This is a genomic window from Paenibacillus sp. NN59 (genome assembly GCF_057597225.1).
The window spans coordinates 4,377,237-4,402,172 of sequence record NZ_CP199678.1 but is presented as its reverse complement, the minus strand read 5'-3'; the positions used below and the strand labels follow the sequence as shown (position 1 = coordinate 4,402,172).

General features: G+C 44.3%; 23 protein-coding genes. 17 read left to right on the top strand and 6 right to left on the bottom strand.

Translation table 11 applies throughout. The features are described from left to right. Window positions 1-24: 24 nt before the first annotated feature. Entirely contained in the window at window positions 25-732 is a 708-nt protein-coding gene (locus ACT89M_RS19405) for a helix-turn-helix domain-containing protein (protein ID WP_090923711.1), read from the bottom strand. 286 nt (window positions 733-1,018) lie between these two features. Here ACT89M_RS19405 and ACT89M_RS19400 point away from each other — a divergent pair, with 286 nt between their 5' ends. From ACT89M_RS19400 to ACT89M_RS19380, 5 genes are all read left to right on the top strand, one after another. Then, window positions 1,019-2,290: a MalY/PatB family protein gene (locus tag ACT89M_RS19400; protein WP_308722800.1), complete on the top strand. Its 1,272-nt coding sequence runs from the start codon at window positions 1,019-1,021 to the stop codon at window positions 2,288-2,290. Between the two features lie 273 nt (window positions 2,291-2,563). Beyond that, on the top strand, window positions 2,564-3,232 hold the full coding sequence (ung, locus tag ACT89M_RS19395) for a uracil-DNA glycosylase (protein ID WP_090923710.1): 669 nt from the start codon (window positions 2,564-2,566) through the stop codon (window positions 3,230-3,232). A gap of 210 nt (window positions 3,233-3,442) precedes the next feature. Then, a complete protein-coding gene (locus ACT89M_RS19390; RefSeq protein WP_154888225.1) occupies window positions 3,443-3,862 on the top strand; it encodes a hypothetical protein in 420 nt (139 codons plus the stop codon). 311 nt (window positions 3,863-4,173) lie between these two features. Further along, on the top strand, window positions 4,174-4,758 hold the full coding sequence (locus ACT89M_RS19385) for an LOG family protein (protein ID WP_154888227.1): 585 nt from the start codon (window positions 4,174-4,176) through the stop codon (window positions 4,756-4,758). Between the two features lie 123 nt (window positions 4,759-4,881). Beyond that, a complete protein-coding gene (locus tag ACT89M_RS19380) occupies window positions 4,882-5,010 on the top strand; it encodes a hypothetical protein (RefSeq protein WP_260510917.1) in 129 nt (42 codons plus the stop codon). Window positions 5,011-5,180: 170 nt separating this feature from the next. On the opposite strand, the gene ACT89M_RS19375 is transcribed toward ACT89M_RS19380, so the two are convergent. Beyond that, window positions 5,181-5,531 (bottom strand): hypothetical protein, encoded by a 351-nt coding sequence (locus tag ACT89M_RS19375; RefSeq protein ID WP_154888229.1) that lies wholly within the window; start codon window positions 5,529-5,531, stop codon window positions 5,181-5,183. A 227-nt stretch (window positions 5,532-5,758) separates the two neighbouring features. Here ACT89M_RS19375 and ACT89M_RS19370 point away from each other — a divergent pair, with 227 nt between their 5' ends. The 8 genes from ACT89M_RS19370 (at window position 5,759) to ACT89M_RS19335 (ending at window position 20,548) form a co-directional block, all read left to right on the top strand. Then, window positions 5,759-6,517: a glycerophosphodiester phosphodiesterase gene (locus tag ACT89M_RS19370; protein WP_373323242.1), complete on the top strand. Its 759-nt coding sequence runs from the start codon at window positions 5,759-5,761 to the stop codon at window positions 6,515-6,517. Between the two features lie 269 nt (window positions 6,518-6,786). Beyond that, window positions 6,787-7,842, top strand: a complete 1,056-nt coding sequence (locus ACT89M_RS19365; RefSeq protein ID WP_090923705.1) for a FecCD family ABC transporter permease — start codon at window positions 6,787-6,789, stop codon at window positions 7,840-7,842. A 1-nt stretch (window position 7,843) separates the two neighbouring features. Next, the gene (locus ACT89M_RS19360; protein ID WP_154888231.1) at window positions 7,844-8,875 is read left to right on the top strand and encodes a FecCD family ABC transporter permease; all 1,032 of its coding nucleotides are present in this window, start codon (window positions 7,844-7,846) and stop codon (window positions 8,873-8,875) included. A gap of 53 nt (window positions 8,876-8,928) precedes the next feature. Continuing rightward, window positions 8,929-10,644: an ABC transporter ATP-binding protein gene (locus tag ACT89M_RS19355; protein WP_308722799.1), complete on the top strand. Its 1,716-nt coding sequence runs from the start codon at window positions 8,929-8,931 to the stop codon at window positions 10,642-10,644. 423 nt (window positions 10,645-11,067) lie between these two features. Further along, the gene (locus ACT89M_RS19350; protein ID WP_308722798.1) at window positions 11,068-11,388 is read left to right on the top strand and encodes a hypothetical protein; all 321 of its coding nucleotides are present in this window, start codon (window positions 11,068-11,070) and stop codon (window positions 11,386-11,388) included. A 534-nt stretch (window positions 11,389-11,922) separates the two neighbouring features. After that, the gene (locus ACT89M_RS19345) at window positions 11,923-13,446 is read left to right on the top strand and encodes an RCC1 domain-containing protein (protein ID WP_308722797.1); all 1,524 of its coding nucleotides are present in this window, start codon (window positions 11,923-11,925) and stop codon (window positions 13,444-13,446) included. A gap of 75 nt (window positions 13,447-13,521) precedes the next feature. Continuing rightward, a complete protein-coding gene (locus ACT89M_RS19340) occupies window positions 13,522-20,049 on the top strand; it encodes a polymorphic toxin-type HINT domain-containing protein (RefSeq protein ID WP_308722796.1) in 6,528 nt (2,175 codons plus the stop codon). Between the two features lie 16 nt (window positions 20,050-20,065). Beyond that, on the top strand, window positions 20,066-20,548 hold the full coding sequence (locus tag ACT89M_RS19335; RefSeq protein WP_253492825.1) for a hypothetical protein: 483 nt from the start codon (window positions 20,066-20,068) through the stop codon (window positions 20,546-20,548). Between the two features lie 264 nt (window positions 20,549-20,812). Here the strand turns inward: ACT89M_RS19335 and ACT89M_RS19330 are convergent, their stop codons facing one another. Next, window positions 20,813-21,715, bottom strand: coding sequence for a manganese catalase family protein (locus tag ACT89M_RS19330; RefSeq protein WP_123062476.1), 903 nt, complete (start codon window positions 21,713-21,715; stop codon window positions 20,813-20,815). Between the two features lie 359 nt (window positions 21,716-22,074). Between ACT89M_RS19330 and ACT89M_RS19325 the strand changes: the two genes are divergently transcribed. From ACT89M_RS19325 to ACT89M_RS19310, 4 genes are all read left to right on the top strand, one after another. Beyond that, complete coding sequence (locus ACT89M_RS19325) at window positions 22,075-22,320, top strand: hypothetical protein (RefSeq protein WP_253492831.1); 246 nt, start codon at window positions 22,075-22,077, stop codon at window positions 22,318-22,320. Between the two features lie 57 nt (window positions 22,321-22,377). Next, window positions 22,378-22,707 carry a DUF3889 domain-containing protein gene (locus ACT89M_RS19320; protein WP_090923692.1) on the top strand — a complete coding sequence of 110 codons (330 nt, stop codon included), beginning with the start codon at window positions 22,378-22,380 and terminating at the stop codon, window positions 22,705-22,707. A 158-nt stretch (window positions 22,708-22,865) separates the two neighbouring features. Beyond that, a complete protein-coding gene (locus ACT89M_RS19315; RefSeq protein ID WP_090923691.1) occupies window positions 22,866-23,093 on the top strand; it encodes a hypothetical protein in 228 nt (75 codons plus the stop codon). Further along, on the top strand, window positions 23,077-23,358 hold the full coding sequence (locus ACT89M_RS19310) for a LexA family transcriptional regulator (protein WP_090923690.1): 282 nt from the start codon (window positions 23,077-23,079) through the stop codon (window positions 23,356-23,358). Before ACT89M_RS19315 ends, ACT89M_RS19310 begins: the two co-directional genes overlap by 17 nt. Before the next feature lie 105 nt (window positions 23,359-23,463). Here ACT89M_RS19310 and ACT89M_RS19305 read toward each other — a convergent pair whose 3' ends face one another. The 3 genes from ACT89M_RS19305 to ACT89M_RS19295 form a co-directional block, all read right to left on the bottom strand. Beyond that, window positions 23,464-23,700, bottom strand: coding sequence for a DUF3892 domain-containing protein (locus tag ACT89M_RS19305; protein ID WP_090923789.1), 237 nt, complete (start codon window positions 23,698-23,700; stop codon window positions 23,464-23,466). Between the two features lie 155 nt (window positions 23,701-23,855). Next, window positions 23,856-24,299 (bottom strand): GNAT family N-acetyltransferase, encoded by a 444-nt coding sequence (locus ACT89M_RS19300; protein WP_154888259.1) that lies wholly within the window; start codon window positions 24,297-24,299, stop codon window positions 23,856-23,858. Between the two features lie 268 nt (window positions 24,300-24,567). Next, window positions 24,568-24,849, bottom strand: coding sequence for a hypothetical protein (locus tag ACT89M_RS19295; RefSeq protein ID WP_253492834.1), 282 nt, complete (start codon window positions 24,847-24,849; stop codon window positions 24,568-24,570). Between the last annotated feature and the right edge of the window lie 87 nt (window positions 24,850-24,936).

The following is a 24,936-nucleotide window of genomic DNA, read 5'->3' as shown; positions in this document are numbered from 1 at the left end:
TTTTTATCTTATTCGGGTCCCTGTTTAAGTTACCGCAAGCATGTTGTAAATTTTAAGTGTGCGCAGATCCTCTTTGGAGATTTTCAGTTCATTGTATAGCTCGGGTGTTTCCGGCAACGGTGTTCGGGAGAAAAGCATTTTCAGTGCAATGGGCATAAACGGCCTGAATGAAACACCAGCCATAAGTCCCCATTTTTTCTCCGACTCCTGGAAGGATGCCAAAATATTAATATACAGATTCTCCAGTGGTGTAGCCTGATTTTTCAAAATGAGTGTAGTCAACGTATCATAATGCTCGGTGTGACCCCAGTACATATTTTCACATTCCTGATAATTGTCAAAATCCTTCACATTCATATACATCACCGTACGGTAACGATTGGCGTCCGATTGAGCCATCATGTCGATCACGCAGCGAATGAGACTGTTGTTCCTGCCGTCGTAGAAGTACGAATAGAAGCGGGTGGAGTTTTTGAAAAAGCTGGATTGGACCGTGTTCATCAGCGGAGACGCATGCCTCGGTTCTTGGTAGAGCAACTGCTCAACCTGAATGTTCAGCGCATCTGCAATCTGGTGTAGTGTGACGAGATCCAGCGTAATATCACCGCTCTCATATTTGGAAAGAGTACCTTTGCTCTTGAAAATCTGGTCTGCCAGTTGTTGTACGGTGAGCCCGCGCCATTTGCGGAAGTTTCGTATTTTTTTGCCCACTTCCTGGTTGATATTGTTCATTGGGGTGCTCCTTATCGAGTTGGATGATCAGAAGTGTTTCCTGAGAATAGACAAATAAGCTGAAAGTCTTTCTTAAACGCCAAAGCCTATCAGAAATATATCACTTTTTCAGTGAAAAGCCTATTCTAAAGAAACATCATAATTGATTTGTTTCTTCTAAGTAGATTCCCTTGCATTTGATGCAACTCCCGCGGCATGGAACAATAGGGTTAGAAGTGATGAACCGAAGAACGGATAGATCCAACATCCATAAATGATGAAACGAAAAGACAGAGGAGTTAACCCCATGACCAAGATGAGCAATACGAACAAGATAGACAATTCTTATAATTTTGATGAGATCATTGACCGCACCGGAACCAACGCCATGAATACGGATGGTTTCCGCCAATATATTTTCAACGCAACGAGTGAGATGGAATTTCCGTTTAAGGATGAGGAGTTCATCCGCATGTGGATTGCCGATATGGAGTTTGCCACACCTCCCGAGATTTTGGATGCCGTGAGAGAACGCCTGGATCGCCGCATTATGGGGTATTCGCAAGTTTTTGACCCGAGTTACTACGAAGCGGTAGCAAGCTGGATGAAACGATATTATGACTGGTCTTTCCCGAAGGAGCATCTGGAGACATCGAATGGCATTATTCCCGCGCTCTATGAACTGGTGGAGTATATCTGCCAGCCGGACGAAAAGGTATTGATCCTGACACCGTCCTATGGATTTTTCAAATCGGCAGCAGACCATAACCAGCTTGAGCTGGTGTGCTCGGACATGTTAAATGAAGAAGGGCATTATACGATTGACTTTGACGATTTTGAAGCGAAAGCCAGAGACGAGAAAGTTCGGGTATGCATTTTCTGTAATCCGCATAATCCATCTGGACGCATCTGGGGCACGGAGGAACTGAAGCGAGTAGGCGAAATCTGTTTGAATAATGAGCTATGGATCATATCAGATGAGATTCATTGTGATCTGCTTCGTACGGGAAAAACACATACCCCACTCGCCAAACTGTTCCCGGATACAGACCGAATTATAACTTGTATGTCTCCCAGCAAAACGTTCAACATGGCGGGTCTGATGTTCTCCAACGTTATCATTCCGAACAAGGCACTAAGGGAGATCTGGCAGGCACGTCATTATGGCTTCAAAAATCCGCTAAGCATTGCGGCAACTCAAGCAGCTTATGAACATGGCGATGAATGGCTGAGACAGTTAAAGCTTTACCTGGATGATAACTTTGCGTATGTTGATGACTTTTTAAAAACACATCTGCCGCTTGCCGTTTTTCACATTCCTGAGGCAACGTACCTTGCCTGGATTGATATTACGCCATATGCACCGAAGAATGTCAGCCTGCCTCTGTTCTTTGCGGAGCAAGCAGGCGTATTACTGGAGGATGGGGTAATGTTTGTGGCAAACGGCGAAGGTTGTATCCGGTTGAACCTGGCTTGCCCTCGCTCTGTCCTGAAGGAAGGTTTGGGTCGAATTAGTCGGGTGCTGGTGGACCAACAGACGGAACAAAAACAGGTGAAACAGGTGCCCGTACACGTATAACATCGGTAGGTTTTACGATGAACACGGGTATATACAGATCAATAGGAAAGGGGCGGAGCAGAACGTATTCTGTTTCGTCCCTTTTTGAGTGTTTCTTTTATTTATCTGAACGGTTTCCTTTCTCTTCGTCGTACACTTCTGGTCTGTCGACTACGGTTATGTTAAAATGATGGATAGTCTATGAGTCGCGGGACATGTGACTCTTGCAGGGAAGAGCCCTTCCAAACGGGCTACACGGATATGTATTCATCATGGGAAAGGAGCCTATATATTATGTTTGGAAATGATTGGGACGAGGTGTTGCAGCAGGAGACGGAAGCGGAGTATTTTGACAAGATTCGTTATGCACTTGCTGCTGAATATAAAACACAGACTGTCTACCCGCCCAAGGAAGATTTGTTCTCTGCCTTGAAGTTGACCCCGTATCATCGGGTGAAAGCCGTTATTATTGGTCAAGATCCTTATCACGGGGCAGGGCAGGCGCATGGATTAAGTTTCTCGGTCAGACCGGGGGTGCGCGTACCGCCTTCACTGAAAAATATATATAAGGAACTTCAGGCTGATCTGGGTGTGCCTGTTCCAAAGCATGGTTCACTTATTCACTGGGCAGAGCAGGGTGTATTGCTGCTAAATGCGGTTCTGACAGTTCGGGAGAGTCAGCCCAATTCTCATCAGGCCTTGGGTTGGCAAACGTTCACGGATGCCGTCATTCGTGAGCTTAATGAACGTAATGAGCCTATGGTGTACATGCTTTGGGGAAGTCATGCTCAGAAGAAGGGTGCTTTTATTAATAGAGACAAACATCTGGTGCTGGAATCAACACATCCGAGCCCTTTAGCTGCACATCGCGGCTTTCTTGGCAGTCGGCCTTTTTCCAAAGCCAATGAATTTCTCGTCTCCAAAGGTATTAAACCGATCGATTGGACAATACCTGAAAACTAGATATGTTGAACAAATCATTTACACAAGGAACGGAGAGGACAGAAAAAACCTGAAAAAGCGAAGCGTTCGCCTTTATCACCGGATTTTCCCCTTTGGAAAAGGGAATCAAAAAATCTGGGGATAACAGCGATTGGAAGGTTCTTCTGTCATTGGAGTGTCTGTGTAAATATCTTTGGTTCAACGGATATAGATAGATTGGAGGCGAGCACATTGCGACATTGGATTGGACGAAAAGTAGCAGTATACCGGGCAACAGGAATTCGCGAGCCTCTGAAGGGAACGCTGGTAGAGTGGGATGAAGAAACGGAATGTGTTCGAATTGGACCGAAACGGATTAAAGTATCGTTTGACAATATTGCAATGATCAAACCACTTCCTGACGAAAGCCTGCCTCTGAAGAAAGCACGTTCTGAAGTGCACAAGATCGGATATGTGATGAAAAAAGCAGTGCAGTTTGAAAATGCGATTTATTTCAAGTCACAGATTATGATTTGGCGGCGTGCCAAAATTGTAGCGTTATCCACTAGGATTGTAAGACATGACGAAGATCAGGTCGAGCTTGAAGACGGCCGTCTGCTTCGCAAGGACAAGCACATGTTTGTGGTACGTTCGCGGCGCGGCATACGGTAGTCTGGTTTAAATTTAATATGTATTTCATACTGCGATCATACAGCATTAATGTTTCGATCTTATAGTAGGTAGTAACAACCCCTTCTAAATGAATGTGTATGGATTTGGGAACCCGGCCGGCTGCAAACGGCCGGGTATTTTTTTCTCTTTTTTTAGCGGGAGGCGTATGAAAGCAACATGGAGAAGCAAAGAAATAAACGATTTCAAACTTCATATAACGTTTTGCATGAGTTCTGTTAACGTGCTGTAACATAGCAATGACACTTATACTGTATACTAAGGAGATAGATCTCAAAAAGGAGTGAAACCACTTGAAACGGATATGTGTTTTTGCAGGGTCTAACCCGGGAAATCATCCTGATTATATTAAGCACGCTTCCCTTTTGGGGGAACAGATTGCGGGCAGCGGATATGCCCTGGTCTATGGCGGGTCTTGTATGGGTTTGATGGGGGCAGTCGCGGATGCGGCTCTCGAGGCAGGCGGAGAAGTGATTGGGGTTATGCCTACGGGGTTATTCCGGGGTGAGGTGGTTCACGGCGGGCTTACTCAACTGATTGAAGTGGGTACGATGCATGAACGGAAGTCGACGATGGCACAGTTATCCGATGGATTTATCGCACTTCCGGGTGGGATGGGCACGTTTGAAGAATTGTTCGAGGTACTGTGCTGGGCACAGATCGGCATTCATCGCAAACCTGTTGGCCTTTTGAATGTCAACGGTTATTATGAACCACTTATGAAAATGGTGGAGCACAGTGTGCACGAAGGCTTCTCCAACACATCACATCTCAGTTTGTGGAGTCTTGAGTCTGATCCGGCTGAGCTGCTTGCTCGGATGGCTGCCTACATCCCTAAGGAATTGACTCAGAAATGGTCTGAACTCAGCGGAAAGTAAACACCCAATGAAATGGAGTTGTTAACCTGATGCTTCAAGAGAAAAACTTCCTCATTTGCCCAAGCAAATAACGCTTGCGGACATAGTCTATAGTGTACTTTGATGAAGAGGGGAGTGTCACTCATGAGCGATCTCAAAGGAGCAGGTTACGGCTACTGTGGAGGTTTCGGTGGTGGTGTATGGACATCAACAGGCGCAATCCTGGTGTTGTTTATCCTGCTGGTTATCATCTCCCGCACGTTCGTACTGTAATTCAGACCATTCTTATAACAGATGCATGCTGACTCATGGCATCATTCGAAGAAAATGGCCTTTCCAAAGAGACGCCGGCGGCTACCGGCGTTTCAGGGGAACGGTTTTTTTGCTTGCGCCTAAAAAAAGACCTCCATCCCATCGTAATGAGATAGAGCTATCTATTGAAACTATACGACGATTTCCGTAGTATCGCTGGGCAGAATGAGTGTTTTCCAGGCAATGTATAGTCCAATAGCTGAAGCGATCAGTGCAAGGATGGCCGCAACAAAGGCCAGTTTATCAAGTTTATTTTGTTTGGGTTCGATGACGCCGGACTGATTACTTGTTCTGTCAGGTAAAGAGAGTCCTCGAACAGAAGCTCGCGGAATCGTTTGTCGTGATCCGGGAGGTCTTGACGTGCTGATTTTCGATCCGGGTTCTGATCTATTCTTCGCTGAATGTTGTGATGAGCACTTTTGGGCAGAGCAAGATCTGGAAGAGATCGAGTGCTTCCTTGTTCGTGATTTCAACGGTTTCAAAGGGCAACCTCCTTACAGCGGAGTGCAGTTGTCTACGACTGATATTATATTATGTTGGTTTTTAGATTGAGTTCGCAAAAATGAGTGAATCCCCAGCCCTTTAAATGTTAGACCCGTGCTGAATGAACAAGCCAGTATACAATTATACGCTCTCTTAATACGTGTATGACAAATGGTGTATATAGTGAAAGTTCATAGAATCCACTTTGAACGCAGGAGGGTCTGAATTGAATAACATGGAAATTATTGCCCACCGAGGTGCATCTGCGGTATGCCCGGAAAACACGATGATTGCGTTTGAGCGAGCGCTAGAGCTGGGTGCAACGGGGATTGAGACGGATGTGCAGATGTCAGCCGATGGCCGGTTGGTGTTAATTCATGATGAAACTTTACAACGGACGGCGGGAATCGAGGGCTGGGTTAAAGATTTCACTTATGATACATTGCGCACTCTGGATGCAGGCTCCTGGTTTCATGCGGATTTTGCCGGAGAGCCTATTCCTTCACTGGAAATGTTGTTTAACCTGGTGCAAGGCAAGAGAATTCTGCTTAATGTAGAGTTGAAAAATGGCATCGTGCCATACAAGGGGATGGAAGAGAAGGTCATTCAGGTTATTCGGGAGTGGAACATGGAGCAACAGGTTGTTCTATCCAGCTTTAATCATGCCTCGCTTGTGAAGTGTAAGCGCATCGCGCCGGACATTCGTACTGCGCTTTTATACATGGAGAAGTTGTATCGTCCTTATGATTATGCGGCTAAACTGGAGGCCACGGGTCTTCATCCGTACAAGCTGGCTGTGGCTAAAGAGGAAGTAACTGCTGCTCTTGCGCAAGGTATAGTCACCTATCCGTTTACCGTGAATGATCCCGGCGATATGGAGTTGATGATGGATATGGGAGTACAAGGCATCATCACCGATCTTCCGGATGTACTTGCTTCATTGATGACCGCTCGGACTCGCTCAGCGAATATTGGAATCAAATAAAGGATATGTAAGGTTATCGTATGTAAAGTTATCGTATGAGTGCCACACAGGAGCAATGAAGCTCTGTGTGGCCTTTTTTATGCATATTCATGCGAAAATATTCATATCTGCAAGAAAGTTGTCCTTTTTGTCCATTGCCAGACTGGAAGGATTCCCTTACAATGTTCTATGGGAATGAGAATCAATATCAATAGAAGCGGTATTTTTGGAGAGGTGATTGTTATGTACATAAGATTAATAAGCGTCACTCATAACACAGGTGGACAAGTATGAACTTGAACAGTTCTTCCACGCAATCAAATGAGGAGTCACCTACAGCGAAAATCCATACACGTCCATGGGCAGCCACTCTCATTCTAACAGGCGGTATTCTGCTGCTTGCTCTGGGCATGGCGTTGTCTATTTCATTTGGTGCTGCTGATATTCAACTCGGCGTGGTCTGGCAGGCGGTATTTAACTTTAACCCTGACTTGACACCCCATCAGATCATATGGGAGATTCGGTTGCCTCGTATTCTTGGCGGAGCGATGGTGGGTGCTTGCTTTGCTGTTGCCGGAGCGATTATGCAAGGCATGACCCGGAATCCGCTCGCCGATTCGGGACTGCTTGGTCTGAACGCTGGCGCCGGCTTTGCACTGGCGATCTGTTTTGCCTTTTTCCCGGGCCTGCCGTACATGTACATTATTATGTACTCATTCCTGGGAGCAGGACTTGGTGTACTACTTGTGTATGGTTTCGGTGCAGCATCCAGATCAGGTCTGACGCCGCTGCGTCTCGTGCTGGCTGGAGCCGCGGTATCGGCTATGTTGTCTGCGCTGAGTGAGGGGATTGCGCTCTACTTCAGAATCGGACAAGATTTGGCGTTCTGGACCGCCGGAGGGGTAGCCGGAACGAAGTGGTCTCAGCTTGAAGTGATGTTTCCTTGGGTACTCGCTGCACTGATCGTGGGCATGATCATCTCTCGTTCAATTACGTTACTCAGTCTTGGCGAGGAGATTGCGGTTGGATTGGGACAGCGTACCGGTGTGATCAAGCTGGTCGGTCTGATTGTAGTACTAATCCTGGCGGGTACTGCAGTATCTGTCGTGGGTGCAGTCGGATTTGTCGGTCTGATCATCCCCCACCTTACCCGGAAGCTGGTTGGGGTCGATTATCGCTGGATTATTCCTTGTTCTGCCGTGATGGGCAGTCTGTTGCTTGTATTTTCGGATCTGGCAGCACGTATGATTAACCCGCCTTACGAAACGCCGATTGGCGCATTGGTAGCCCTCATCGGGGTGCCGTTCTTCCTGTATCTGGCGCGGAAAGAAAGGAGGACGCTGTAAGATGGGTTCCTCAACTATGGTTGGTGCAGAGCGCAAAAAGAAAACAAAAGGGATCGTTGTTCTTATTGTGCTTGGTCTTTTGATTATTACAGCTTTTATTATCAGTATGAATACCGGCTTTACCAAGCTTTCACCGCTGGAGGTTTTACGGACGTTGTTTGGCAGCGGTACACCGAAACAGGAGCTGATCCTGTTTGAATTCAGACTGCCTCGTATTGTGATTGCTGTTCTAATCGGGGCGGGTCTGGCGTTGTCGGGCTGTATCCTGCAAGGGGTATCGCGAAACGCACTCGCCGATCCTGGGATTCTAGGTATTAATGCTGGAGCGGGGCTTATGGTCATGCTGTTTGTTTCTTTTTTTCCAACGACGACAGCAGCTCCGATCTTTCTGCTTCCGATCCTTGCGCTGATTGGCGCAAGCTTTGCGGCATTTCTAATCTATATCCTTTCCTACAAAAAAGGGGAGGGCATTTTGCCAACCCGTATGTTGCTCACGGGAATCGGGATCGCAGCCGGTATCAGTTCAGCTATGATCGTGTTAACGTTGCGACTTAGTCCCGAGAAATATCAATTTGTGGCCACTTGGCTCGCAGGAAGCATTTGGGGCTCGAATTGGAAGTTTGTTTGGGCACTGTTGCCATTTATCCTGGTGCTCGTACCGCTGGTACTGGCGAAGGCACGTGTACTGAACGTATTGAATCTTGGGGATCAGACAGCAAGTGGTCTCGGTGCTCCTGTAGAGCGTGAACGTATGATTTTGCTTGCTGCAGCAGCTGTTTTGGCAGGAGCCTGTGTGTCTGTAAGCGGCGGTATCGGTTTTGTTGGCCTAATTGGGCCTCATCTGGCGCGTCGTCTCGTTGGGCCAAAACATCAGTTTTTGCTACCTGCATCTGCACTGGTTGGGTCATTGCTCGTTTTGGTCGCGGATACGCTGGGACGTGTCATTTTGCAACCTTCGGAGATTCCAGCCGGGATTCTCGTTGCAATTCTGGGTGCACCATACTTCCTGTATCTTTTAAGCAGGACGAAATAGAAGGTAATCATCATCATGTTGACGGAGGATTGCCGTAAGGGGGAACTAGGTTTATGCTTCGTCGTTTTTTTGCCTATTATAGGCCGTACAAAAAACTGTTCATTCTGGACTTCACCTGTGCAATTCTGGTTGCGTTGCTGGAGCTGGCTTTTCCGCTAGCTGTGAACCGGGTTGTAGATGATCTGCTGCCAGGTGGACGCTGGGATTGGATTCTATGGGCGTGTCTAGGACTGCTGGGCATTTACTTGCTGAACTCATTCCTGAATTACGTTGTAACCTATTGGGGACATAAGCTGGGGATCAATATCGAGACGGAAATGCGTAAAAGTCTGTTCAATCACGTACAGAAGTTATCCTTCCGTTATTTTGATAATACGAAGACCGGACATCTGGTATCCCGCATGACGAATGATTTGATGGATATCGGAGAGATTGCCCACCATGGTCCGGAGGATGTATTTATTGCCGTGATGACATTGGTCGGTGCCTTCAGTATCATGATGAGCATTAACGGAAATCTGGCGATTCTCACGTTTATCATTGTGCCGCTGATTATCTATCTATCTTTGTATTTCGGGAACAAAATGTCCAAAGCCTTCAGCCGAATGTTCGGGGATATTGCCGATTTCAATGCTCGTGTTGAAAATAACATTACGGGTATTCGCGTGGTTCAGGCTTTTGCCAATGAAGAGTATGAAAAAGCACAATTCGCGGTAAACAACGGTCGTTTCCGTCAAACCAAGCTGGTTGCGTACAAAATTATGGCGTGGAACTCTTCCATCAGTTATGTGCTGATGAAGCTGGTATCGTTGTTTGTGCTCGTATGCGGAACGTGGTTTGTCATTAACGGCAGCATGACCTATGGTGAGTTTATTGCCTTTATTATGTTGTCCAATGTATTCCTGACACCCATTCAGAAGATCAATTCGGTTATTGAGACTTATCCTAAAGGCATTGCAGGTTTCAAACGGTATACGGACCTGCTTGATATGGAACCAGAGGTCAAAGACCATGCTAATGCCGTTGCGGTATCCCATTTGCGCGGAGATATCCGTTACGAGCAAGTAACTTTTGGTTATTCGGATCAAGAGCCTGTACTTCAAGGTATCGATCTAAGTGTTCGTGCCGGTGAAACGGTCGCTCTGGTTGGTCCGTCGGGTGCGGGGAAAACAACGCTTTGCAGTTTACTGCCACGATTCTATGATGTGCTGGAAGGGCGCATCACGATTGATGGTCAGGACATTCAGCACATGACACTGGATTCCTTGCGCAGTCAGATCGGGATCGTGCAGCAAGATGTGTTCCTCTTCGATGGGACGATTCGGGAAAATATTGCGTACGGCAAACTGGATGCATCAGAAGAGGAAATCTGGATGGCGGCTCGTCGTGCCCAGATGGAATCCTTGATTCTGTCCATGCCAGAAGGGCTTGATACACTGATTGGTGAACGCGGCGTGAAGCTGTCCGGGGGGCAGAAGCAACGGTTATCCATTGCTCGCATGTTTCTGAAGAATCCACCGATTCTCATTCTGGATGAAGCAACGTCTGCGCTCGATACCGAGACGGAAGCCGCGATTCAACAATCACTGGCGGAACTGTCGGAAGGGCGTACCACACTGGTCATTGCCCACAGGCTGGCGACGATCAAAAACGCAGACCGCATCGTGGTCGTGGCCGAGAAAGGCATTACGGAGCAGGGACGTCATGAGGAACTGCTTGCTTCGGGCGGCATCTACAGTCGCCTGCACTATGCGCAGTTTGGTGCATAGGCAGAGTCCGTTGCTACTGATCTAAAGTTTAAGCAAAAACGCTAAGAAGTTTCGATTGAAGTGGCGTGGAAGTTTAACTTAATCAGGTTGGTGTTTAGAGTAATGAACAACGTATCGGATCAGGACGGTATACAGGTATAAGAGTTATGTTTGTAACGAAATGTAGGATTTTAACAAGGTGAATATGTAAAATGTTGGGAATACGTAGTACACGGGAGTATATAAGTTAACCATCGCCATGACTTGGAAGGAGTCAGGGCGGTGGTCTTTTTTTTAGAGGGGGAAAAGTACGATCACACACCACCGAAATGGGTAATGATAGGCAAAGCTATCGTTGGAGTGTAGGATAGGTTTAACAGGTACATGATTAGGGACTTTCAGGCATAGCATCTGGAGAAAATGGAGCATTGGGAGGCAATTGACATGTCAGATCTGACTAAAATACTACTTACCTGTCTCGGTTTTCTTTTAATTTTATCGTTGTTATTGCTGGGGATTCGTAAACTGATGGGAAATGACAAAGGTACCGCCCCTCGTATCTTGGCTGGCTGGTTTATGGGACTTTTTATCATCGGCGCCGTGCCACTTATGTTTGCATTGTATACCTACATCACCGATGAACGTTTGGATGCCAACATCGGGTTAGGGCTTGCTATGCTGTTTGCCTGGGCATATTGTGCGCTGTTGTTGTGTGGTGTGTTAGGCGTATGGGGAAGGTATTGGTGGCGTGGGAAAAGGAAGTGATGGATAGATTATTATTTCAAGGGTTATCCAACTTAAATGTGCAATGATTTATTGTTAGAAGATAACAAGATGATGCATATATCATATGGGACGATATCAAAATTAGTTTTTTACATCTGAGATGGATGTAATTGTAACTCGTCTAATAACCGATCCTTTACCAGAAATTATCTGTGTAAAGGATATTTTTATTTTGAAACCATTGTCTAAAATAACTCTATTTTATATATAACACATATCATATGAATAATTATTATATGCGTTGCATTAAAATATTGGATTGATAGAAAACCAATCATAATTGGACAATTATACATATATAAGATTTTATATATTAAATCAGGATTTTGTTCGACAAAAATAGACAATAAAATACAAAATAAGCCTATTTATTATTGTAGATGAATAAACGATAATGATAAAGCTATTTGAGAACTATTAAATGAAAAGGAGTAAAGGTGATCGGTGTGTGAAGCGAAGTTAATTCTTAGATAGAGAACTTAAAATAAAACATAAGGGTGAAAAATTAGAAAAATGAAAAGTAGAACATTAACAGTCTTATTAATTTTATTAAGCCTATTCTTTGGGATAATAATCCCTGAAAGAGTTGAGGCAAAAGAAGAAAACGAGAAAAAAGAAGTCGTAAATCAAATTAATCAAATTTATTTCGGGCAGATGAGCTATTATGTTCTAGGAAGAGACGGTTCATTGTGGTCAGGAGGATATAATAGCTTTGGTCGACTGGGATGGGCAGCGGGAAACAATACTGATAATAAAGGTGAGTTAAGGAGAGTACGTTCCGCTAAAAATATAATCGATTTTTCAGCAGATGCCTTTAAAATAAATGGGCTAAATAACCAAGGTGAAATATGGGAATGGTTTAAATATGATCCAATAAAAGTGATTAAATATATTAAAAATGTCAGAACCCTTGTCTCAGGGAACCTTTTCGTTGTCGCACTTACTGAAGACGGAAAAGTTTGGACATGGGGGCAAAACACATACGGAGAATTAGGCTTAGGTGATACTTCTAATCGTCTTCAACCAACATTAGTTCCAGGTCTAGATAACGTAGTTGAGATAGCAAGTAATGCTTTATCAAAAACAGTATTAGCACTTAAAAGTGATGGAACCGTGTGGGGCTGGGGGTACACTAATGATTATCAGCTCGGTAAAAGTGGGGAGTATTCAACAATTCCTACACAAATTAATTTACCAGTAAGAGTAAAACACATTTATCAAAGTAGTAGTACTGCCAGACCATATAGTGCAGCAATTGATGAGAATAACTCTGTTTGGTGGTGGGGGAAAGATTATCCTTCTGAAGCTAAGTCTCCTATATATGGTGAACCAGTATTGGACGAAAATATAAGGGATGTAAAACAGCTTGCTTTAGGGGCAAAACATGTTGTTGCTTTAAAAAACGATGGTACGGTACTTGCATGGGGAACGAACTCTGCAGGACAACTTGGAAATGGAACAAAAATTGATAGTTTATCTCCTGTACCAGTTCCTGGATTAAAGGATATTCATAGGGTTAGTGCTGGGGATGATATGAGTGGGGCTGTGAGTAATTCTTCTGATGTTTATATTTGGGGAAGTTTTATTAGTATGGGTTCAATAACTAGCCCTAAACTCATAACTATTGACGATCAGCCTAGTGAAGTGTTACCAGTTGAAAAGCCTCTCAGTCTAAAGCTGAAGGTTATAAGTGTCAATTCAGTACAGTTATCGTGGGAACATGAACGTCAAAATGATTGGGATAGGTATGATATTTATCAGAACAATCAAATGATTCAAACGACAAAAGATAAGACTATAACCATAGGGAATCTAGACCCTAATAAAGAATACAATTTTTATGTCACAACAAAAGGCATATTAGGTCAAGAATCCGAAGCAAGTAACACGGTAAAAAAGAGAGGGATTGAAAAGTATACTTACGTCTATAATTCTTCAGGCCAGCTTACGAGCATTATCTATGAATCCGGCAAGAGAATAAGTTATGAATACGACAAAAATGGGAATTTGAAAAAAACAACGGTAGTCAATCCATAGACGATTAGCACATTGTAGCTACTACTTATTGAACGGAGCGAAACTTAGTTGAAACATTCTAAAATGAAGAAGTTTATGAATATTATTCTTATCTTATCAGTCGTGCTAGGTCTTTTTGGCAACTGGATACCAGCGACTACATACGCGGAGGAAGAACAGAGTCAGACTACGGATCTGGTTCAAGTGATGATCAGCGAATTCGGTACGACGGAAGGTTTTATTCAAGGTTACCTGGACCAGGGATATAACTTGAATCAAATCCTCTCAGCTTTTTTCAAAATGAGAGATAGTCAAATGGGATTTGAAGAAGCACTGAATACCCTTTATCCGAAAGAAATCAATGAATCTCAAAGCGTAACCAGTGATGTCTATGCAGAAGGTTCGCTTAACAACGAATTGTCAATTGTCAGTGTTGAGGCTGACCAGTCCAGTATCATGCAACGATATGATACGTTTGCTGTAACCGAAGAGGTTTATGGAGGCACCGATCCTACTCAAACGAAGACAGAGGATGAGGAGGCCGACAAAGAGAAATCTGAAGCGGTCGAACAGCCTGTAACAAATCCAGAGAGTAGTGCTCCTGAAACAAGCCAGCCTGCTGGGGAGGAACCTGCTCAAGAGAAGGACCAACAGTCAGAATCAACGACAGCCCCGGAATCCGTTACGGGAAATCAAGAGAATAACAATGCACCAGCAGATGAAGCGACACATAGTACAGCTTCAGATGTTATCCAGCCTTTGGCTGCGTCGACCAGTGTGCCTGATCCGGGTAAACATATTTCCGAGAAAGCACCGGTATTTAACAAGAATTCATTTAACGAGGCGCCCTATTCCGTAGGTGAAAATGGAGAAGCTATCTCCAATTTGAGTGGTTCCTTAATCCTGGAGCATGTGGATGCAACGCTGCCAGGACGGGGTGGTATGGGATTCTCCTTACAACGGCAGTATAACTCATCCGAAGCGCAGTTCTATGATAAGGAAGTAGGCTTTAACACATACGAGTATCCTGTCTACAAATATTTTGTGACGTATAGTGCTATTCGTAAAAAGAAAATCCCGAAATACCATGTGAAATATAGCGAAAACATGTGGTATCAGATGGACAACGATGGCGATGGTGTGATCGATCTCGAAACCGAAATTCAGGAGAGAAAAACGAAACTTCTAGGTACGTATGCTACTGAGGCGGAGGCCAAACAAGCGGCCAAGCAGCCCATCGTATACCCCGTACCCGCGGAGTCGCGTACAGAGCAAACAACCCGATATTCAACAAATGCCAGCAGTTTTGCTTCAAGTGTGAGTTACAACAATGGTGTTTTTAGCGGAACACTCAATAAACAGGGGAGCCCTTCTGTAGTTTCGGGAGAGTATAAACCTGCTCGAACGATTACGGCCCCTACTCAAACCTGCGTGAATTCCATTCCTGGTAAATATGATGCCAAAGGGAACTGGGTACAAACCGGGTCAGAGAGCCCATGTCCGCAAACCAAAACAGCTACGGTTCAAGGCCAGACCATTACGCTGACGCGGTCATCTGTAACCAATACGAAAGCTTGTCCATCACCGAATAAATCGGTGGCCAATTTTGTATGTACCAAGTCATGGGAAGCGAAATATGACGGTTCTGTATCCATACCATCGTCAGACACACGCAATTACTCCCAACTTTATTCAGGTACAGTTATCAAACCCGCGACCACATCAGGCAGAAAATTCGATTCTTGGGTGCTTCTGGGTGGCGGAGGCAAGCAACGTAAAGCCTACAATGTGAATGAGCTCCCGTGGGTAGAAACCGAGATTACGGAGGGAGCAGCAGAATCAACTACGCAGGCTACAGATGGTACAGACTACTGGTCCGATGCGAGCAGTATCAAGACTGAGATTAACAATCATGCCAATGTACAGTTCCAGAACGGAATCAATGATGGCTATAACTATTATATTGCTTCCCAGCCTAATGCCGAGATTCGGGCATATCAAGTGGGCAATAACACAGATGTCACCTACTATAACAAAACGATTCCCGCCGCTGCGGACAAACGAGCACCACTGGGTAAGGGGTGGTCATGGAAACTGCCTTACACCGAAACGGAGAATAACAAAACGTTTATGGTGCTGGCCGATGGCGGTCGCTACGAAATTGCAGGGAATACGCTAAAAGGGTACGACTGGGAAGGCATCACAGTTAGTCCGGATACGACGGTTACTGTAAATGGAGAAACGTCTTCACTGGTGATGACTTCTGCAGATGGATTAATCAAGCAATATTTTTCCGCGAATGGACGTCTGCTCCAGATCTCTGACGGACAGAAAAATACGGTTCAATTTTTCTATGAAAATAATTCGGTGTATAACAGCAAACTGTTAACCCAAGTGAAGGATGCTATAGGTAATACGATTCGTATCAGTTATACATCGTCAGCTGTAACGATTGTGCAGGGGAACCGTACAGTCACATATAATAAACAGACAAAAAACGGTATGGAACTGCTTGATTCGGTCATTGATCCGCTAGGACGAAAAACGACGTATTCTTACAAACTGGCGGATGCCAAGTTTAACTTGCCTGGCTTTAGTCCGGAACGTGCGGCACTCAACCCGTATGCGCTTCTGACATCAGTTCAGCATAATACGGGTGCCAAAACGTTCTATGATTATGAAAACGGGCCGGTTAAGCGTTATCTTGGTGAAGAGTCCTTCAATGATGCCTACCGTGTCTTGTCTCGTAAAGATCAGATTACGTATGAAAATGGATCAACTGAGGATTTCAACCGTCAGACGTATAGCTATACGTCCGATCTGGGAGCTACATTCTCACAGGATACAACATTTGCTGTCTCGGTGAGTAATGGGTTAACCAATACGCAATACAATTACCGTAAAGATTTTATTACCAATGACACACCAGCCCAGTTTTATCTGGATCGGACCCTGGTTAGTGCAGAGGGGAAAACCCAGACGACAACCAACACCTACGGTAAGACGGTCAAAGGACGTAGTTATGCTGCATCAACTCCGACGGTAACGACCGTAACAGATAACCAGGCCAAGGATGTTTTAACAACCACCTTACAGTTGGATGATTACGGCAATATCACGTCGGTAACGGATGCAACGGGACGCACCACGAGCAGTACGTATGATGACACTAGACACTGGTTAACCAGTATCAACGAAATGGTGGATGCGACCAACAAGAAATATACGGTTCTTTCAAGGGATAGCTTCGGTAACATTAAGCAAATTGTGAACCGTAAAGACAGTGCCGGCGGCGAACTGTTGACACAGGCAGATTACACCTATGATGCCTATGGCAACCTGTTAAACCAGCGCATTTCGGACGGCAAACAAGAACGAAATGCCACACTTGAATATGATGGTCGTTATCAAAATGCGTTTCCAACACGTCTAAGCATGTTGGTGACCGATGTGGATGGTCAAACAACGCCGGTCAGCACATCGTCTGAATATGACATGACCACCGGTGACTTGATCTCTTCTACAGATGCAGAGCAACGTACAACCAAGTATCGCATGGATGCGATAGGGCGTACCATTGAGGTAACGCAAACGGATGGAACAAAGCTCCGTGCGGAATACGATGATATCAACAATACGATCAAAGTGACGGACGAGTCAGGGCAGCAACGGTTACAGAAATGGAATTCACTGGGTCAGGCTATCGAGAATGGTTACTTCTCAGGAAACGGCTACGTAGTCTCTCAACGTACCGGATATGATCCGTATAGTCGGGCTGCCTGGACAGACGATGCCCTGGGCAACCGTACTCGTAATACGTACGATAACTGGAACCGTGTGGTCATGACCACCGGAGCCGATGGTACGTCCATATCCATGAAATACGATGATGTAGCTCGAACAGCAACAAGTACGGATGCCGAAGGCTATATGCAGATTGCAACTTATGATAAGTGGGGCAAAGGCATCAAAACGGAAGAGAAAACGCAGCTGGATCAGGTCCTCCGAGTATTGGAGAAAAACAAATACGATAACATCAGCGGTCAAACGCTGGAGCAAACCGATGGTAATGGCAATGTGACTGCGTTCAGTTATGATGTCGTGGGCCAGCTCCGTCAAGTGACCAGCGCCAATGGAGAACAGACACAATACACCTACGACTTGGCAGCGAATCTAACTAAGGTAATTGATCCAGCAGGTAACGTGAAAGAAAATACGTATGATCAGCTGAATCGCCGCCTTCAGACGAAAGACAAGTCAGGCAATACCACGAAAAGCTACTATACACCTGGTGGTAACTTGACAGAATATGTGGATCGCAATGGAAATACATTCACATATGAGTATGATCTGCGTGGTAACTTGCTCCGCAAAGTGAGCTCGGACGAAACGATCAGCTATACTGTTGATGCCTTAGGGAAACGTACGAGTATGACGGATCGCACCGGTACGACGGGTTATCAATATGACCCAGCAACTGAGCAATTGACAAAAATGATCTATCCAGATGGACTGACCACTGAATTCACTTACGATCTCAATGGTAACCGTACCGATATGAAAGGGCCATTTGGCAACAACGTCTATTATACGTATGATGCAATGAACCGAATGACCTCGGTCGGTACAGCGAAGGACACAACGGATGCGCAGTACACGTATTATCTGAATGGACTATTTAAATCATCTCAATTACAAAATGGTGTAAATGACCGCCAAACATATAATGGTCTGGATCTGGTAGGTCTGGAACATGTGCGAGATCAAGCTATACTTGGTGTGTACAACTACAGTTATGATAACAACAAAAACATAACGAAGCGTGTACAGCAAGGCGTACAGGACGACTTTACGTATGACCAACTCGATCGGATGGTCACGTCAAGTGGCAATAACGAGCAGTACACCTATGATAAACAAGGCAACCGCCTGACCATGCAGTCGGATAAGGAAGTCAACGCGGTAACTAGTGAGTATCAGTACGATAACCGTAATCGTCTGACTCAAGTGACCACAGATACGGCCAAAGTGGGATATCAGTACAACGGTGATAACCAGCTTGTCGAGCGTACAGAGAATGGTATCACTACGCGTTACTATTATGATGATGGCGCTCAGATTATTGCAGAAGCCGAAGTACGGAACGGTACGCCAGAACTCAAAGCGAACTATATTCGCGGTGCCAAGCTGGAAGCGATCGTCTATGCAGATGGCAGCAAAGCATATGTGCAAACCAACGGACACGGAGATATTACCGAGCTACGAGGTATCAATGGCGCATTACTGAACAAGTATCAGTATGATGTGTGGGGCAATCTGGAGTCAAAAGAGGAGAAGGTTCATAATCCCTTCTTGTACTCTGGCGAATTATGGGATGATACGTCGCATTTGCAGTATTTGCGAGCGAGATGGTACGATCCGAATACAGGCAGATTTATTAATGAGGATACGTTTGAGGGCGAATTGGATGACCCGCTAAGTTTGAATTTGTATGCGTATGTGAAGAATAATCCGCTTATATATGTTGATCCAAGTGGACATATGGCAGAGCCTTCCTACGCTACAGAGCTCAGATATCTGCTGAAGGAAGCTAGAATCAATATTTCGTTATTTAACCTGCATAAGAATACCATTCGAGATCGATATGACTTTAATTCGTTTTTAAGCAGAAATCAATTTAATTACTTGTATGACATGGCATTGGGCAAGAGCTCTTATTCTAAATCTTCGGGTAGTATTAGCTGGGCAACTGAACAGTTAGTAGATGAATTGATTAAAGGGAAAGCAGCAGAATATCTTGCAATACTTGCAATGGGAAATGTTACAGGTGCGGCTTCCAAGAGCAGCGGGAAAACTGCATCAGGTAAAACAAATGCTCCTCCATCAAAAGGTTGTAACTGCTTTGTTGCAGGGACCAAGGTTCAAACAGACGATGGAGAGAAAAATATTGAAGATATTGAAGTCGGAGATAAAGTTCTCGCCAAGGATGAGACAAATCCCGGTGGAGAGTTGGCTTACAAGGAAGTTACCGCTTTATTCCGTAACCAACGTGATGATATTATTAAATTGCATGTAGGAGATCAAGTCATCGAGACGACCAATAATCACCCGTTTTTTGTTGAAGGTAAGGGATGGGTCTTTGCTGATGAACTTCAAACAGGAGACAAGCTCCAAAAAGCTGACGGAAGTAACCTGACGATTGACAAAGTGGATTTTGTTAAACTTGAGGAAAAAGTTACGGTTTACAACTTTACGGTTGCGGATTTTCACACGTATTATGTAACAGATTTGGGCGTTTGGGTTCATAATACAAATTGCAATTTTGTAATGCAGGTTGACATATCAAGAATAAAAGGCTGGACTAAAAATTTCGGTTCAATGAGTAGCTTTATGAAAAACAACGGGTATACTGTAGGAACAAAAATACCGACATTTGATATGAACAAGAGTATTGTTTATGACAAAAACAGAAATGCAATTGGTGAGGTGCATTATAATCAACCGCAGTATGTGGGTAATAATACGAGTAACGCACAGACAGGTTATTACTATCCGACTCATTATCAAAAATATAAACCTGGTACAAAAAAGTTAATGAATGAACATATTTATTTCCAACCATAGGAGTGTATTTGAATCAATGAATTATGAAGCGATATATTATATAAACATTGACACAATGAGCAGTGTTGAAATTGCAAAATTGTTGTCCTTATTTCCAGAAGAGAATGATATTATATTATTTGCTACAATTGAGGATAATCTTAAGTATGAATCCGAAGAGACTAGAGATTATTTGCAATCGCTGCTTTATTATAGCGGTGATGATTGGATATTCCCTCACTTAAAACCTGCTTTTTTAGAAAAAAAGCAGATACTTTGGCATAAAACCATAACTATTGAAGCTGTTGAAAAGGCAATAAGTCTGGATAACTTCTTTAGAAGTATCGCATTAGAGGCTGGTGATTCGATTGAAAATTCAAAGTATGTGTTTTATGTTATCGAAACAGATGATTCACAATTGTTATGTATTTCTGTGAAATCAAAGGAAGATTTCCATGCCCGTGTTTATCCTAAAATAACTAATATTAATAAAAAGTTGAAAATATTAAATCAAATATAATTGCTATAATACTAATTTCAGACCTTGAGGTATTGATCCTCAGGGTCTTTCTTTTAACCCCACCCAGTGCCGAATGAATCGGGCTAACTAAGCTTAACGATGTGAGCGGAGATCGGGTTTACTTTTACAGCGAAACTCTTAGGAAATTACATGGGTACAACATACTTATTTTACATCATAAAATTTAACATAGATTCGTTATAATAAAGCCCTCAGACCTTCGCTGCATTGAAGCAGTTGGGTTCGAGGGCTTTAACCGGCTCCTTAATCCGCAATATTCCCCGCCATCTTCAGACGACGTGCAATTTCCTTGAAGTCCTCGTGTGAGATCCCTGGCGCAAACTCTTCTTCCACCGCCGGAGCTTCCGGAATTGGGAAGCCTTGAGGGATGCCCTGAATGACTTCCAGAGGTTGTCCATCTTCGGGATGTGTGCCTTTCCAGATCTGGTCGATGGCATTGAAGTCTTTGTCGCTGTAAGTGTACAGCTTGGTGTGAACGCCTTTTTCTTCGTATTTACGAGCCTCGTTAAAGGCTTTGTTATCCAGAGAAGGGATCGGGATCAGTTTGGTGACATTGACACCTGTCGCAATTTCAATCGCTTTAGCATACGCCACCACGTGCACACCGCCGCGTACGAGCAGGAAACCGACAACTTCGCGAGCTGCGGGATGATCGGTCATTTCGTATACTTTCATCTTGTGCGTACGGGCTCCACATTCGAGGAAGAAATTATGCAACAAATCCTCTACCAGATTGCCGCTGTTGAAGACATTGGCACCTGTCCACGGATTGCCCATCGAGTCAAATGGCATTGCGCCTTGTGCGCCTGCCAGAAAATGATACGAAAGCCTTGCATCTTTGACGGAACCGAGTGGTGTCTGATCAGGTTCTTTATATTCGGTTGATCCTCGGAGACAGTGGTTAATCCCATGGGATACCAGTTCAACATGTCCTAATTCTTCGGCCGTAATACTCATGACGAGGTCGTAGAATGGTTTTAGTTTTTCTTTGGAGCGAAAATTAAAGGATTGGTAGAGGTAGTTGTTCAGTGTGGACATTTCTCCAAATTTACCACCAAGCAATTCCTGTATAGCTGCTGCTGCATTGGGATCAGGCTTTTCGACGTTGGGAATTTCAATCAAAATTTCATCCAGACGTTTGAACATGCAGATATAACCTCCTCGAATATGGGGTGAAAATGGACTCGGGCGACGTTGGATTAAGCTTGGTCAGTCAAAGCCCATTACACGGTCTATGGATTTTTTAAACAAATAAACTATGAAATGGGTCTAAAGGGGCATGTACTATCTGCTACGAATGTTTGAAGAACGTGGTGAATAGTTCACCGTTTGGTATTTCCATTTTCACAATTATTATGTACAATCAGACAAGTTGTTTTAAGTTGCGCCGATCTTTGGTAATGGATTCGAAGTAGAAAGGAAGGAATACAGGCATATGAAATCTAGAGCGTTCCATATCATATCTTTAATGATGGGTTTAATGATAATGTTAACTTACATAAACAGTGTTACATGTGGCGGCAAGCAGTGCAGGGAATGATGTTCAGGTGGATGAACAGACAAGGCAAATGCTTATGGAGAAGTATGGTTTAGAGCCTACAGAAGAGTCCCAGGCAGAGCAGCATTTTCTTTCCGGGGATTGGGGGATGAGCTTCAGTAATACTTCCGAGGTAGATCCATTGGTTAAACTGATGCCAGTTGTTCCATTTTGGCTGTTGCCAGCAGTCTGGATTTTGCGAATCTGGGTGTAAAATGTAATCCGAACGGGAACGATATCAGCAAACACATTCTCCCAAGGAGTGAAATGCATGAGAGTGCTTATGATAACGATATTAACGCTTGTTCTAGGTTTCGCTGGCATCTCAACGACCATTTCGGCAGCAAGCAGCAACATTCCGGATTATGCGAAATGGGGCATCATCGCCGTGAAGGAAACCCAAACGAAGTACAATGTCGACATTCTGGATTACAAACATATCGGCCGTTCGTCGCTTAGCGCAAATCAGTCCAGAGAACAGTTCAAGCTGTGGGTTCGAGCCAAAGACGGCAAGCAATTTGCTGTTTATGTTAATGTGGATTTTAATCCGAATACGCAACAGTTAAAAACAGTGCAATTTTCTGAATCAGATCGTCACTAATATTCGATCTTCACCTGAAGAACCAGACTTCCGTCTTGCCCGGAGTACGTCTGGTTTTTTATTTTTTCGAAATTCCTTTTTTTTTTGTTATTGAATAAAGAACTTATGTTCGCATATAATAATGAATACAAACAAATGTTCTTATTGGAGGGATGATCATGCTAGGGAAGTATGTTGGCCAGATGGTGGAGCTTGTGTACATGGATCGTGCGGGACAGATTACGCAACGGCAGATTCGAATTAACAGCATGCGAGGCGGAGTAATTCGGGCATCTGATGGCATGGAAGGGGTACCCCGGACTTTTCTGGAGCAAAATATTCTGGCATGGCGCCCTGTAACGGATCGGAATCGGAAGGGAGAACTGAAGTATGCTGAACGACTTTGAACGTAAAATACTTCGTATTATTGTCAACTATGCAGGTCAGCAACGTCGAATTCCACGTATGGATGAACTGGAAACCAAGACAGGGCGCAACCCGGCGCACATTCGGGAGTCACTACAGGCGCTTGAACAGAACGGATATATCTCCTGGCCTCAACCATCTACGCTGGAAAATATACAGATTTTGCAGGCCTGGGAGCAGGAACCCAAGCCCGTACGAAAAGCACAGCCTGCCGGCAATGCAGTAAAATATTTTACGGATTACTGATTCGTTTGAGGGGCGAATAGTACGCCTAGGTGTAACAGACTTCAGCAGAAGTTACAGCAAAAACGCCAATCCGTAAGGATTGGCGCTGTATGGTGAATACATTTATCAGAAATTCGGAAGCTGGTCAAGGTTGTTGGTCGGGTCGCCGTCGGCATCGCCGCGAATATACATTTCTCCATCCTTGCCTTTGAATACATTCACACCAGCGATTGTTCCAGCCTTCACTTCGTTCAGAGCTTGCTGATAATCCAGAATACGGCCTGTCGATGTCTGGAAGGCGGTCAAGTCACCGTCACCATTCTTTTGTACTGCTGTGAACGTTTCGCGTGTTGTTTGATCCATCATGTCACACTCTCCTTCTATGACCAAATGGGAATAGGTTTACCCTGTTAGCCTGTCCGAATTGGAGAGAAGTATGCATTCTTTACAACATTCCACATTTCGAGAATAGCTGTGTAATGTATGTAGTGCCTGTGTTGTGGAGTTGTTCTGCTGGACTACAGGCTTTTTCTCATACGGACATGTAGGATATCGGCATCGTAAAAAGGTTCTTCCGAAATCACTTCATAACCGAGTTTATCGTAAAATTTCTGCGCCTGACACTGGGCATCCAGGAGCGAATAGGTTAATCCAAGCTCACGAGCAAGCTCCTCCATCGCTAACAGGAGCACACGTCCATACCCGAACGAGCGGTAGGACTCCAGTACAGCAATTCGCTGCATTTTGGCCGTATCTTTGCTGTAATAGATGAGACGCCCTGTGGCAACAGCCTGACCATCGGTATGAAGCAATACATGATGCACATCAGGACTGATAACATCGTATTCATCTATTTCGAGTTCTTCGGGCACTTGTTGCTCAATGACAAAAACCTGACGGCGAATCCCAAGAGCTTGCTTCAATTCTTCTTCTGTCGTGACATAACTAATTTCTGCTGCCAAATTCGATTCCTTCTTTCTGCTCCATGCGCACAAGTTCAGACTGCATTATACAAAAAAATGCTTTTCCTGTATAGTTAAGTTTGGTACATATTGGGACTTTGGAGGAGGAGGAGAGTCATGGGAATGGCGGCTATTATGACCATTACATTGCTTATGTCGGCGGGAATGATCGCTTTGTTATATTATGTGACCAAGAAGGCATACTCACGCAAATGGGATGAAGAAGAGTGAGTACTTCTGATAAAGGCTCTAGATCTCATTCTGCTATTTAAGGCAAAAACTCACTGTTTCCCTGAGGGGAGTATACCTCTTGATTTATGGATTTGGAGTAGACGTCCATCCAGACAGGCAGCGATTCATTTTGTTCATTCGGTTGGTGCAATTGCTGAAATTGTACCGTATGCTCGTCCCGTTCCAGCCTGCAACCAGTCAAGGTACAGGAGAGAATGAGCAAAACGGCAACATGAGTAGCAGTTAGCTTCCAGTATTTATTATGGTGTTTATAGTTATGGTTTGGATTAAGCGATTGATCAGTATTTTTATTCATCATCACTATACATTCTCCTATTGCAGAATATTGTAAGCTTTCCATTATTGTGCTCCAATATGGATGATTTAAAACCAATTTAATGATTGA